9 protein-coding genes are annotated in these 12,843 nt (G+C 72.6%); 5 read left to right on the top strand and 4 right to left on the bottom strand.

Features of this window, described 5'->3' with window-relative positions:
• The first annotated feature begins 162 nt into the window (after positions 1-162).
• Positions 163-2,304, top strand: a complete 2,142-nt coding sequence (locus K8612_RS19480; RefSeq protein WP_223763375.1) for a M28 family peptidase — start codon at positions 163-165, stop codon at positions 2,302-2,304.
• Here K8612_RS19480 and K8612_RS19475 read toward each other — a convergent pair.
• Genes K8612_RS19475 through K8612_RS19465 form a run of 3 tightly spaced genes read right to left on the bottom strand, consistent with a single transcriptional unit; the run spans position 2,301 to position 6,374 of the window.
• Positions 2,301-4,499, bottom strand: a complete 2,199-nt coding sequence (locus K8612_RS19475; RefSeq protein ID WP_223763374.1) for a peptidase domain-containing ABC transporter — start codon at positions 4,497-4,499, stop codon at positions 2,301-2,303. The two genes, K8612_RS19480 and K8612_RS19475, sit on opposite strands and share 4 nt — an antisense overlap.
• Positions 4,489-5,436, bottom strand: coding sequence for an HlyD family efflux transporter periplasmic adaptor subunit (locus tag K8612_RS19470; RefSeq protein ID WP_223763373.1), 948 nt, complete (start codon positions 5,434-5,436; stop codon positions 4,489-4,491). The genes K8612_RS19475 and K8612_RS19470 overlap by 11 nt, the downstream gene beginning before the upstream one ends.
• On the bottom strand, positions 5,433-6,374 hold the full coding sequence (locus tag K8612_RS19465) for an efflux RND transporter periplasmic adaptor subunit (protein ID WP_223763372.1): 942 nt from the start codon (positions 6,372-6,374) through the stop codon (positions 5,433-5,435). Before K8612_RS19465 ends, K8612_RS19470 begins: the two co-directional genes overlap by 4 nt.
• Positions 6,375-6,603: 229 nt before the next feature.
• Between K8612_RS19465 and K8612_RS19460 the strand changes: the two genes are divergently transcribed.
• Positions 6,604-7,473, top strand: a complete 870-nt coding sequence (locus K8612_RS19460; protein ID WP_223763371.1) for a hypothetical protein — start codon at positions 6,604-6,606, stop codon at positions 7,471-7,473.
• Between the two features lie 19 nt (positions 7,474-7,492).
• Here K8612_RS19460 and K8612_RS19455 read toward each other — a convergent pair whose 3' ends face one another.
• Positions 7,493-8,422, bottom strand: a complete 930-nt coding sequence (locus tag K8612_RS19455; protein ID WP_223763370.1) for an RluA family pseudouridine synthase — start codon at positions 8,420-8,422, stop codon at positions 7,493-7,495.
• A gap of 101 nt (positions 8,423-8,523) precedes the next feature.
• Between K8612_RS19455 and K8612_RS19450 the strand changes: the two genes are divergently transcribed.
• The 3 genes from K8612_RS19450 (at position 8,524) to K8612_RS19440 (ending at position 12,833) form a co-directional block, all read left to right on the top strand.
• Entirely contained in the window at positions 8,524-9,084 is a 561-nt protein-coding gene (locus tag K8612_RS19450) for a hypothetical protein (protein ID WP_223741577.1), read from the top strand.
• Positions 9,085-9,269: 185 nt separating this feature from the next.
• Entirely contained in the window at positions 9,270-9,497 is a 228-nt protein-coding gene (locus tag K8612_RS19445; RefSeq protein ID WP_206790744.1) for a mersacidin/lichenicidin family type 2 lantibiotic, read from the top strand.
• A 117-nt stretch (positions 9,498-9,614) separates the two neighbouring features.
• Positions 9,615-12,833, top strand: coding sequence for a type 2 lanthipeptide synthetase LanM family protein (locus tag K8612_RS19440; protein ID WP_223763369.1), 3,219 nt, complete (start codon positions 9,615-9,617; stop codon positions 12,831-12,833).
• The last annotated feature ends 10 nt before the right edge of the window (positions 12,834-12,843 follow it).

Here is a 12,843-nt window from a genome sequence, read left to right as displayed (position 1 = left end):
GTTCAGGAGCAGGTCCGAATAGCTCCACCCCATGGCGCGCGCGGCGATCGAAGGCGAGCTGGATGCCCTCGCTCGTATCCGGGACCACCCAGTCGAGCGCTTCGCCCCGGACCTCGAGCCGCGGAGGTCTTCCCCGCCAGCACGGTATAGAACGGCGAAGCCATGCCCCTCCGCCCGTTGCCCTTCGCCCTCCTCGCCGTGCTCGCATCGCTCGGCGCCTCCGCCCAGGCCCCCGTGTCCCCTCTGGGGCCCATCTCGCCCACCACCGGGATGGTGCTCCGGGACGACGTGGTGCGCGCCCTCATCCAGGAGAGCTCGGGAGACCGGATCCATGACGGCGTGCAGCGCCTGTCCCTGCTCGCGCGCGACAGCGTGGATGGCTACTCGGAGGCGGCCGCCTGGACGAAGGCCGCCGCCGAGGCCGCGGGGCTCCAGGACGTCCGCCTGGAGGCGATGAAGGATGGGCCCCAGTGGCGGGCCACGCACGGCGAGCTGTGGGTGGCCGGTCCCCACCGGCACCGCGTGACGTCCTACGCCGACCTGCCCATGTCCCTGGCGATCGGCAGCGGCAGCTTCGAGGGCAAGGACCTGGAGCTCGTCGACGTGGGCACGGGCACCCAGGACGCGGAGTTCGCGGGCAAGGACCTGAAGGGCAAGGTGGTGCTCACCCGGGGGCACCCCGTGCCCGCGCTGCGCACCGCCGTGGTGAAGCTGGGCGCCGTGGGCGTGGTGTCGTCCTATACGACGCCGCCGTGGAACGCGCCCCACCGCATGGACGGCGACTTCCCGGATCAGGTGGGCTGGGCCATGGTCCCCCGCAGCCTGATGCCGCAGGGCGCACGCACGCCCTTCCTGTTCATGGTGTCCGACCGGCAGGGGCGCGAGCTGCGCGCCCAGTTGCAGGAAGGGCCGGTGAAGGTGGACGTGAGCGTCGCCACGCAAGCGCCCACGGGCCACCTCAGCATCGTCAGCGGCGTCATCCCCGGGACGCTCGCCACAGAGGAGATCGTCCTCACCGCCCACCTGGACCACTACAAGCCCGGCGCCGACGACAACGCCTCCGGCTCCGCCACGCTGCTGGAGCTGGTGCGCACGTACACCACGCTCATCCGCCGGGGGGTGCTGCCCCCGCCGGTGCGCACGTTGCGCGTGCTGTGGCTGCCGGAGTTCGAGGGCACCCGCGAGTGGTTCGCCCATCACGGCGCGGATCCGGTGCGGCGGGTGGCGCAGTTCAACTTCGACATGCTCGGCGCCAGCATGACCCGCGCCCACTCGCGCTTCCAGGTCTCGTACACGCCTGACTGGAACGGCAGCTTCGTGAACGCCGTGTCCGAGTCCACGGTGGCCTTCATGAACCGCTTCAACGGGGTGGCCTACCCGCGGAGGAAGGACTTCCGCATCGGGTCCGTCACCGGCTCGCAGGACCCGATGGACGCGCACATGGACCGCTACAGCCGGGGTTCGGATCACCAGCTCTTCAACGACCACGGCATCCCTGGCGTCGCCTACTCCACGTGGCCGGATGACGGCTACCACACCAGCGGAGACCGGCCGGAGAACGTGGACCCCACCCAGTTGCACCGCGCCGCCTTCGCGGGGCTGGCGGGCATCACCGTCGCCGCGTGGGCCGAAGGCCCGGGCGCCCTGGAGCTCGCGCGCCTGGTGGCGGTGCACGGCGCGAAGCGCGTGGCGGAGGACGAGTTCCGGGCCCGCCGCGAGCTGGCCTCGACGCCCGCCGCGCAGGTGCCCGGCTTCGCGCGGCTGGCCCGCGCCGGGGTGCGCGCGGGCTACCAGCGTGAACGCGACGCCCTGCGCTCCTGCCTGGCCCTGGGTGCGCCCGCGGAGCCGGTGAAGGCGATGGTCCAGGCGCTGGAGACCGCCGAGTCCCAGGCCCTGAAGCGCCTGGAGGCGGACGGCAAGGCGCGCGGGGTGTCCCTGAAGGAGCCCGCGCTGGGCGAAGCCGAGCGCAAGGCGCGGGCCTTCGTTCCGCGTCGCGTGAAGGGCCAGGAGCTGGCGTCGTTCGACGAGCTGGAGCGCCGCGCGATGCCCGGTGCACAGGCCCGGGTGGACGCGGTGAAGGCCGCCATGGGCGCCGCGGCCACGGCCCTGCGCGAGCAGGGGGAGAGCGAGCTGCGCTTCTACCAACTGGCGGATGCGCTCGCGAGCTACGCCGACGGCAAGCGCTCCGTGGCGGACATCCGCGACGCGGCCCACGCGGAGTACGGCCATGTCTTTCCCGTGGAGGCCCTGCTGGAGCTCTTCGGGCTGCTGGAGCAGGGCGGCGTCATGACGCGCGGACGCTAGAGCTGGGCGGACACCAGCCGGGCGTAGGCCCCGTCCGTTCGCAGGAGCGTCTCATGACTCCCCTGCTCGACGATGTGCCCGTTCTCCATCACCAGGATGAGGTCCGCCTTGCGGATGGTGCTCAACCGGTGCGCGATGACGATGCGGGTGCAGTTCAGCGAGGCCAGCGCGTCCTGGACCCGGTGCTCCGTGACGGAGTCCAGGGCGCTCGTCGCTTCATCCAAGAGGAGGATCTTCGGGTCGCGGACCAGGGCGCGGGCCAGGGCCAGCCGCTGCCGCTGGCCTCCGGACAGGGACATCCCCCGGTCCGCCAGCGGCGTGTCGTACTGGAGCGGCATGGCCAGGATCTCGTCGTGGATCTGCGCCTGCTTCGCCGCGGCGACGATGCGCTCCGGGGGCGCCGAGGGGGCGCCGAGCGCGATGTTCGCGCGCAGCGTCGCCCCGAAGAAGGAGGCCTCCTGCAGGACGATGCCCACCTGCTCCCGCACCGCGCTCAAGGACAGTTGCTCCAGGTCGACGCCGTCGTAGAGCACCCGGCCCCCCGTGGGCAGGTAGAGCCCCAGGAGCAGGTTCGCGAGCGTGCTCTTCCCCGCGCCGGAGCGCCCCACGATGGCCACGAGCTGCCCGGGCTCGATGCGCACGGACACGTCCTGGACGATCATCGGCGCCAGGGGACCGAACCGGAACGACACGCGCTCCATCTCGATGCGCCCCTGCAACGGGACGCTCGCCTCCGGCCGCGCCGGCTCGCGCTCCACCGGGGTGTCCAGCACGTCGTCGATGCGCTCGATGTAGCTGCCCACCAGTTGCAACTGGCCCATCGTGGCCACCAGGCTCGCCAGGGGCGTGAGCAGGGCCACGGCCAGCGCGTTGAGGCTCAGCATCGTCCCCAGGCTCATCCGCCCCTCCAGGACCTGGAGCGAGCCCAGGCAGAGCAGCAGCAGGGGCGCGCTCAGCTTCAGCGTGCCGGTGAGCGCGTCCACCCAGGCGGTCAGCCGGCCCCGGGCCAGGGAGACGTTGAGCACGTCCACGAAGAGGCCGGAGTAGTGCTGGACCGCGCGGTGCTCCGCGCCGAAGGCCTTCAGGGTCTGCATCCCCGTCAGCATTTCAATCTGGTAGCTCTGGTTGCGCGCCTCCAGCTCCAGGTTGCGCGCGAGCAGGCTGCGCTGCTGGCGCCGGGACACCTCGAACACCAGCACCTGCAACGCGCCCAGGGCGCCCACCAGCAGGGCCGTGCCGGGGCTCGCCACGGTCAGGATGGCGAAGTAGAGCACCACCAGCACGCCATCCAGCAGCGTGGACACGAGGCTGGAGGAGAGCACCTCGCGCACGGTGGCGGTGACGTTGAGGCGCGCCATCAGGTCGCCCGCGGCGCGCACCTGGAAGAAGGGGTACGACAGCGACACCAGGTGCTCGAGGAAGCCGAGCGTCATGTCCGAGTCCACCCGCGTGCGCAGCTCCAGCAGCAGGTGGCTGCGCACCAGCGAGGTCAGCAGGTGGAAGCACACCAGCGCGCCCAGGCCCACGCCCAGGACCAGCAGCAGGTGGTAGTCGCCCCGGGGCACGACGCGGTCCACCACCAGGCCGGTCAGCAGGGGGATGGAGAGCGTCAGCACCTGCAACATCAACGACAGGACGAACACCCGCGTGAGCGTCTGGGACTGGCGCGCGAACTTCTCCACGTAGCGCGACCTGCGCCGGGGCTTGCCCGGGGCCCGCACGAAGCCCTCGCCGGGCTCGAAGAGCAGCGCCACGCCGGTGAAGAACTGCCGGAACTGCTCCATGGACACGAAGCGGCGGCCCTGCGCCGGGTCGACGATGTGCACGCCGTCGGGGGTCCACCGCTCCAGCACGACGTAGTGGGTGAACTTCCAGTGGAGGACGGACGCCTCCGGCAGGAGGGGCACGCCGTCCAGGTCCACGGAGACGCCCCGTCCCCGCAGGCCGAAGGCGCGCCCCGCGGTCAGCAGGTGCGCCGCCGCGAGCCCGTCCTGGGCGGTCCCCATCACGCGCCGCAGGTCGTCCAGGCCCACGCCCCGGCCGTGGAAGCCCAGCACCATGGCCAGACAGGCGAGGCCGCACTCCGCCGGCGTCATCTGCCGCACTTCCGGGATGCGCTGGCCGCGCACCGCCTCCTGGAGCCTCCTGAGCGCGGGGAAGCGCTCCACGAGCCCCCGCCCGGATTCATCCGCCATGGGGGAGCAGCTCCTTCAGTCCGGGGACGAGCGTGAGCAGGATGCTCTCCGACTTCACCCGCGCCTCCGCCCGCGCCGGCATGCCGTCGTAGTAGTTGAAGGTCCGCCCCTCGCGGACGAACGTCCGCAGCGGCAGCCGCGCGCGCACGAGCACCAGCGCTCCCTCCAGGGGGATGGCGTCCCCCAGCTCCTGCCCCAGGTAGCGCCGCGCCTCGCCGGGCCCGATGATCTGATCACCCACGGACTCGATGACGAGGTCGCGGTACTCGTAGGCGAAGCCCTGGAGCTCCAGGCGCAGGTCCATGCCCGGCACGAGCAGCGGCCGGTACTGGCCCGGCAGGAACGCCAGCACCGCCACCGTGGCGTCGTCTCCCCAAAGCGACAGCGCGCGCATGCCGGAGGAGATGTACTGGCCGGGCTGCAAGCGAAGGTCCCCGACGACGCCCGCGTGGGGCGCCCGCAGCGTGCGCTCCTCCAGCCGGGCCTGCGCCAGCTCGCGCTCGGCCCTGAGGCCCGTGAGCGCCTGGCGGGCCCCTTCGTCCGAGGGGTCGCGCAGGTAGCGGACGAGCTGCAGCTCGAACTCGCGGGAGATGCGCGCCAGGGTCCCCTGCTCCTGCTCGGACGCGAAGCGCACCAGCGGCTGGCCCGCGACGACGCGCTGGCCGGGCTGCGCGTCCACGCTCAGCACCACGCCGGAGAACGCGACCGTCAGGTCCGTCTTGCCCTCCACGCGGATGAGCGCGGGGCCCGCCGCGTATTCGAAGAGCGTGCCCACGCAGAAGAAGAGCAGCGCACAGGCCAGCGCGCCCAGCAGCACCCAGTAGGCCCACCGGGTCCACACGGGGCTGATGCGCAGGACGTCCCCTCCGGACTCCACGTGGGCCTGCTGCCGGTACTCCAGCGCCTCCTTGCGGTACGGGCTCGGCCTGGACGTCATGGCGTGACCGCCTGGGAAGCGGCGTCCTTCTGGACGAACACCCGCACCACGGCCCCCGAGGGCACCGGCGCATGGCCCTCCCGGGGCACGCTCGCGATGGCCAGGACCATGCGCGAGGCCGCGTCCACCTCTGGCGCCAGGTTCTCCACCCTGCCCTCCAGGACCTGCCCCAGGGACGGCAGCTCCACGGACAGCCGCGTGCCCACCGTGAGGCCCGCCGACTGGTCCTCCGGGACGGCGAAGCGCACCTGCTGCGAGCCGGAGCGGATGAGGTGGAAGACGGCGCGGCCGGGGGCCACCATCGCGCCGGTGTCCAGGTAGCGGTTCGCCACCTGTCCGTCGAAGGGCGCGAGCACGGAGGCATCGGAGATCTTCTGGGCGATCTGCGCCACGCGCGCCTTGCGCTCGGCCACCATCGCCTCCGCCGCGCGCAGGCGGGCCACGGCGGTCTGTTCCTGGAAGCGCGCGGTGGCCAGCTCCTCCTCGGAGAGGGCGCCCAGGGCCCGCTGCTTCGGGTCGGAGCGGCGCTGGAGCCGCTCCTGCATCTCCGTGAGCGCGATGGTGGCGATGTGCTGCTCCGCCTCCCCCGCCTGGAGCGACGCCTGCGCCACCGCCAGCTCGCGCTGGAGGGCCCGCGTGTCCAGTTGGGCGAGCACCGCGCCCTGGCGCACGGTGTCTCCGACCTGCGCGTTCATGCGCTCGAGGGTGCCCTCCATCCGGGCGGCCACGTCCACGCTGCCGCTGGCGACGATGACGCCCAGGAAGCCCTCGCGCGGTGATGCCGGCGGCACCACACGCGGTACGACCTCCGGTGGGACAGCCGCTCCCGGCCGGGCCACGGCCGGGGCTCCGCGTCCGCCGTGCCACCGGATGAGCAGGAGCGCCCCCAGGAAGGCCAGGGCGCACAGGCCCAGCGCCACTGTCATGCGTCGTGACATCACACGGAAGTCATGCGGGGGGCGGCTCGCACGGGCTCCAGGGGGCAGGTCGAAGGAAGGTGAGGCGAGTCGAAACCAGTGTCTCATTGTACTTCGGCAGGCCGCGACGCCACTTTCCATCTCCAGGTGACGGGCGGCCAGGAGCCGGGCCAGCGCTCTGCTCCTCACCCGCGCGCCCATTTCTCCTATGTTTCAGGGCGCTCCCCCACCGCGCCTCCAGGTCCGCCCCATGCTCCGCTCGCGACTCGCAGCCCTTGCCCTGCTCCCGCTCGTCTCCGCCTGCTCCGACCCCGAGTGCACGGACACGGCGGATTGTGCGTCCCGGGGCCCCGCCATCGTCTGCGTGGAAGAGCGCTGCGTACAGGGACCCTCGCCAGACGCGGGGGCCGGGGACGCGGGCACGGGTGACGCGGGTGTGGACGCCAGCACTTCCGACGCGGGCTCCGGCGACGCGGGTTCCCCGGAAGCGGGGGAGCCTCCGCCGGAGGCCTCGCTCCGCATCACCGAGATCAACCCTGACGCCCCGCAGGACCTCATCGAGCTGGTGGCCGTCTCCGGCGGGACGCTGAGCGGCATCTCCCTCCAGGAGCTCACCAACTCCGACTTCGCCTTCACCTTCCCCCAGGGCTACACGGTGGAGACGGGCGCCGTGCTGGTGCTGCACCTCGGCGGCGCCTGCACGGACGCGCCCGGCGACCCGGCCTCCTGTGGGCAGGCGCAGCCCTTCAGCGCCAGCGCCTGGGACTTCAGCATGGCGGGCACGCTGAGCTACTCCGGCAAGGTGTTCGAGCTGCTGTCGTCGAAGGGCGTGCCCGTCGATGGCGTTCCCTTCGTCCGGGCCTCCGGCGAGATGCCCGCCAGCGTCGTCACCGCCGTCCAGCGCCTGCAAGCGGACCGCGTCTGGGATGCCACGCCCTGCATCCACGACATGACCACCGGCTTCGCGAAGGACCGCTACTGCCGGAACATCGCCGTGAACTGGTCCGACCTCAACGCGAGCTCCAGCGTCATGCGCATCAGCGGCACCGCGCCGTTGACGACCCCGGGGAGCCAGACGCAGTGGAGCGGGCCGCTTCCTTCGCGGTGGGGCACCTATTGAGGCCCTTGCGTGCGGGGGCTCAGGCCTCCGCCGCGGTCCTCAACCCGGCTGGAGGTGGGGCGTGCAGCCGCAGGCGCTCCGCCGTGAGGGGGTGCGTGAACGCGAGCGTCTCCGCGTGGAGCAGGTAGCCGCCATCTCCGGGCAGACCGGGCGCGTGCTCGCGGGGCAGGCCTCCCGAGGCGAACATCGGATCTCCCGTCAGCGGATGGCCGATGGACGCCAGGTGGATGCGGATCTGCTCGGGGCGGCCGGTGTGGATTCGCACCTCGAAGAGGGTCTGTCCGTCACGCCGCTCCAGGACCTCCGCGCGGCTGTGTGACGGCTTGCCGGTGTCGGTCGCCCCGTGCACCGACCCCAGCACGGGGTGGGGCACCAGCCCGATGGGCGCGTGGATGTCGTAGGACGCCTGCGCCGCGACCCCATCCGAGAGCGCCCGGTAGCGCTTCTCCACGTCGCCCTCGCGCCAGTCGCGCAGGAGCTTCGCGGCGGCGTCATGCGTGCGGGAGAAGAGCACCAGCCCCGAAGTCGCCCGCCCCAGCCGGTGCAGCGCGGAGGCCTCCGGCCAGCGCCGCCGCACGAACGAGAGCAGCGTGTTCTTGAGGAAGCCGCCGGAGGGCAGCGTCGGCAGCCCGCTCGGCTTGATGACCGCGAGCAGCGCAGCGTCCTCGTACACCAGCTCGAAGCTGTCGGGCGTCTCCCGCTCCCTCCAGGGCGGCCGGTGCCAGCAGAGCTCCTGGTGGACCCGCAGCACCTCGTCGCCGGTCGCGATGAGTCCGTCCAGTCGCACCTCGCCGCGCACGAAGCGCGCACGCCACTCCTCCTCGGTGGAGTGCCGGTACGTGCTCGCCAGGTGGGCGAGCGAGGTGCGCCCCACGAAGGCCGCGCCAATGCGCTCGCGGTACACGTAGCCGTCATTGAGGCCGGCGGAGTCATCAGGCTGGGACGTCACCCGTGCACTCTACGTCAGTGTGCCCGGCGCCAGGACAGCCGGGTCCTTCTGTGGGACGCGGTATCGGACTAGAGAGAAGGCACACGCTCCAAGGAGGACGAATGTCGCCGCGCCATTTCATGCCGGGGTTGTTGCTGGTGGCCCTTGTTACTGCCTGCGCATCGTCGCCCCCGGTGGAACAGCGGAGGCCGCCCCCCAGGATCCTCTTCGAGTCGCCCCTCGCGTTGCTGCTCGAGCACCATCAGGAGCTGGGGCTGAGCACCGACCAGTTGATCCAGATTGGCCAGCGGGACGAAGCGCTGGCCGTGGCCAACCGGCCCCTGCGTGAAGAGCTCCGGGCGATCTGGAGCCCCCCCATGGGAGGCAACCCGCCGCCGGGAACCATGCCGGTCAGGACCGGCCCCGCGGGCCCGAGGGGCCGGCCTGCGTACAGGCCTCCGGCCCAACCTCCCGAGCCCTTGAACGACGAAGCGTTGAAGCGGCAACAGCTCCTGCTCCAGGCGATGGAGGACAACGAGACGGCGGCGTTCCGCGAGGTCGAAGCACTCCTGGAGGAGCCGCAGAAGGTCAAGGCGCGCGAGCTGGTCGAGAAGCAGCGCGAGGAGCGCGCCCGCGCCCATGAGTCGATGCGGAAGGCCCCTGAAGCCCCACCGGCGCAGTAGGCCTGCGGGGTTTTCGGCGCCGGGCGCTTCACCACGCGTGCTGCCCTTCCACGCGCCAGGGAAAGCTGGGGCGCCCGCGACTCATACCCGAAACATCCAGCGATACATGGAAAGGCTGCGACGTTTGTAACAGCCGGAGTTCGCGGGCTAGCCTGAGAGGGCCGTCAAAAAGGAGGCGGCCCAACATGATGACCCCCGACCTGATCATCCGCGCCTGGAAGGACCCGTCGTTCCGCGAGAGCCTCACCGCCGAGCAGCGCGCTCAGCTTCCCGCGAACCCCTCCGGCGCGACGCTGAACGAGCTGAGCGAGACCGAGCTGATGGACGTGGTCGGCGGCCGGATCGACATCGGCTTCACCGCCACCAACTCCTGTGAGTACATCTGCACCAACCTGACGTTCTCGATGTGCTGATGGACGGTGTGTGACGGGCGGCCCCCCACGGGGAGCCGTCCCGTTCCACCCGAGGCGCGGGGGCTCCAGCCCTCGCGCCTGTCTTTTTCCGCGTCCAGACGGACGTGCAGGGCGCGCATGCGCGAGGGCTCGAAGATGGGTGCGTGGGAGCGGGCTGCCTTCCTCCATGAGCGGGAGGCCACGGGAGAGGACCCTTCCGCCACGGCGCTCCAGCAGGCCGGGGCGCGGCTCCAGGCGTGGCGGCGCAGCACGCTGGGCGATGAGGCGTCCTTCGACGAGCGGCTTCGCGGCGTGGGGCTGGACGCGGCGTCCTTCGTGCGCAGGCTCGCCGGAAGCACGACGCGGCCGGAGGCGCTGACGTGGCTGCCGCTCCTGGAAGAGGTGCTGGCGGATCGCGCGGCCGGCGTCGCCCTCCCCTCCCCCGTGGAATCGAGCCCCCGCATGCGCGTGCCGTCACTGACGCGCCGGCTCCTCCAACTGGGGCTGCGCCGGCTGAGGGCGGGCGTGGAGGACCTGGCCGCCCGCACGGCTCGAGCCCCCGACGCACTGCTGGACGCGCGCGCCGAAGCCTGGCTCGTGGACGCGCTGGAGCAGCGGTTGATGCAGACCGCGACCCGCTGCCTGGTGCTGGAGCTCAACGTGGCCCGGCTGCGAGGCGAGCTGGTGGGTGACACCCCCCAGGCGCGCTTCGAACACTTCGCCCTGCACCACCTGGAGGCCCCGGGCCGGCTCGCCGCGTTCCTGGAGGAGTACCCGGTGCTGGCGCGGCTGCTGACGACGTCGCTGGCGCGCTGGCTCCAGACGAGCCTGGAGCTGCTGACGCACCTGGCGGAGGACCGGGAGGCCCTGGTGGCCGTGCTCGGCGCGGGGGTGGATCCGGGGCCGCTCGTGGAGGCGCGCACCGGCGCGGGAGATCCGCACCGCGAGGGCCGCAGCGTGGCGCTGCTGACCTTCCGCTCCGGCCTGCGGGTCGTCTACAAGCCGCGGTCGCTGGAGGTCGAGGCGCGCTACCAGGACCTGCTGGAGCAGTTGGAGCGCTGGGGCCTGCGCCATCCGCATCGCCGGCTGAAGGTGCTGACGCGCGCGTCGCATGGCTGGGTGGAGCACGTGGAGACCGGCGGGTGCGAGGACCGCGACGCCGTGTCCCGCTTCTACTGGCGCCAGGGCAGCCACCTGGCGCTGCTGTACCTGCTGCGCGGCGTGGACCTGCACTCCGGCAACCTCCTCGCGGCCGGGGAGTTCCCCGTGCTGGTGGACCTGGAGGGGCTCTTCCACCAACTGCCGCCCCCGCGCGCGGACGACACGGCGGTGTCCCGCGCCGCGCGCTTCCTGGAGCGTTCGGTGATCAGCAGCGGCCTGCTGCCCACGCTCATGTTCGGCAGGGACGGCCGGGCCGGAGTGGAGCTGAGCGGCCTGGGCGGAGAGGCCGGCCAGCTCTTCCCCCACGCCGCGCCCATGCTGGAGGACCGCGCCCGGGACACCCTGCACGTCGTCCGCCGGCAGCCCGCCACCGCGGGGGCCCACAACCGCCCGCTGCTGGAGGGCCGGCCCGTGGACGTCACGGCGTTCGGGGCGAGCATCGAAGACGGCTTCCAGGAGACGTACGGGCTCCTGCTCCAGCACCGCGAGGAGGTGGCGCGGACGTTGGAGGGGTTCCGGGACGTGGAGGTGCGCCACATCGCCCGGGCGACGATGCGCTACGGCTTCCTCCTCCAGGAGGGCCTGCACCCGGACTTCCTGCGCGACGCGCTCCACCGGGACCAACTGCTCGACAAGCTGTGGGCGGAGGTTCGCGTGCGCCCCTCGCTGGCAAGCCTGACGCACTCCGAGCACGAAGACCTGCGGCTGGGCGACGTGCCCGTCTTCACCGCCCGGCCCGGCTCCCGCCACGTCTGGGACAGCCGGGGACGCTGCATCCCGGATCACCTGCCGCGCGCGGGCCTCGACGGCTCGCGCCAGTTGCTGGCGGACCTGGGCCCCGAGGATTGCGCCGACCAGGTGGCGCTGATCCGCCAGTCGATGGTGACGCTCGAGCGCGAGCAGGAGACCGTCGCGCCCCGCGTGCCGGTAGGCGCCGCCGGGGAGGAGGTGCCCCCTCCCGCCACGCCCGACGCATGTCTGGCCGGCGCGGTCCAGTTGGGCGAGCTGCTGGCCGCCCGCGCCATCCAGGGCGCCCACGACGCCGGTTGGATTGGCGTGGGCCTCCAGGACCTGGAGCGCCGCCGCTGGGGGCTCTCTCCCCTGCGCACGGACCTCTTCGACGGCGTGGGAGGCGTGGCGCTCTTCCTCGGCTACCTGGCGGCGGTGACGGGCCGGCAGGACTTCGCCCTGCTGGCGCACAGGGCGGCGGTGCCGGTGCGCGAGCAGTGGCGCGCGCCCGAGTCCCAGGACCCCTCCGGCGTGGGGGCGTTCTCGGGCCGCGCGGCGAGCGTCTACGTCCTCGGCCACCTGGCCGTGGCGCTGGACGACGCCGAGCTGCTGGACGAGGTCCACGCGGGGCTGGGCTCGCTGGAGGCGAGGATTGAAGCGGACACCGCGCTGGACATGATCGCGGGCGTCGCGGGGACCGCGCTGGTGCTGACGCGGCTCCACCAGCAGACCGGCAGCGCGGAGGCGCTCCGGCTGGCGCGCAAGTGCGGCGAGCGGATGCTCCAGACCGCGAGCGACTCCGAGCACGGGGGACGCGCCTGGGTGGTGCCCGCGGCCGGGCGCGCGCTCACGGGCCTGGCCCACGGCGCGGCGGGCTTCGTCTGGGCGCTCTCGGAGCTGGCCGCGCTCACCGGCGACGAGCGCTACCGGGAGGCCGCGCGTCAGGGACTGGCCTTCGAGCGGGCCCACTTCGCGCCGGAGCGCGGCAACTGGAAGGACCTGCGCACCTCGAAGGAAGGCGAGCCACTGGTTCCCAGCGGCTTCATGACAGCCTGGTGCAACGGAGCCGCGGGCGGTGTCCTGGCCCGGCTGCTGTCGCTGCGCCACCTGGACGATGCGCGGCTTCATGACGAACTCCGCGCGGGGCTCGCCACCGTGCAGCGCGAGGGCTTCGGCGGCAGCCACTGCCTGTGCCACGGGGACGTGGGCAACCTGGAGGTGCTGCACCTGGCGGGCGAGGTGCTGGGCGAGGAGACCTGGAAGCAGGCCGCGCGCTCACGCGCCGCGCGGGTGCTGGCACAGGGCCAGGACGGCGCGTGGCGCTGCGGCCTGCCCCGCTTCACCGAAGCGCCGGGGCTGATGCTGGGACTGGCTGGAATCGGGATGGGGCTCTTGCGTCTGACCGCGCCCGACTTCGTGCCGTCCGTGCTGGCGCTCCAGGCTCCGCGCGGCCACCCCGCACGGTAGCGTCCTCCAT

The organism is Corallococcus sp. AS-1-6 (assembly GCF_020037015.1).
Lineage (GTDB): Bacteria > Myxococcota > Myxococcia > Myxococcales > Myxococcaceae > Corallococcus.
Note: the sequence above shows the minus strand (reverse complement) of the source record. Positions and strands in the feature narration are given on the sequence as shown.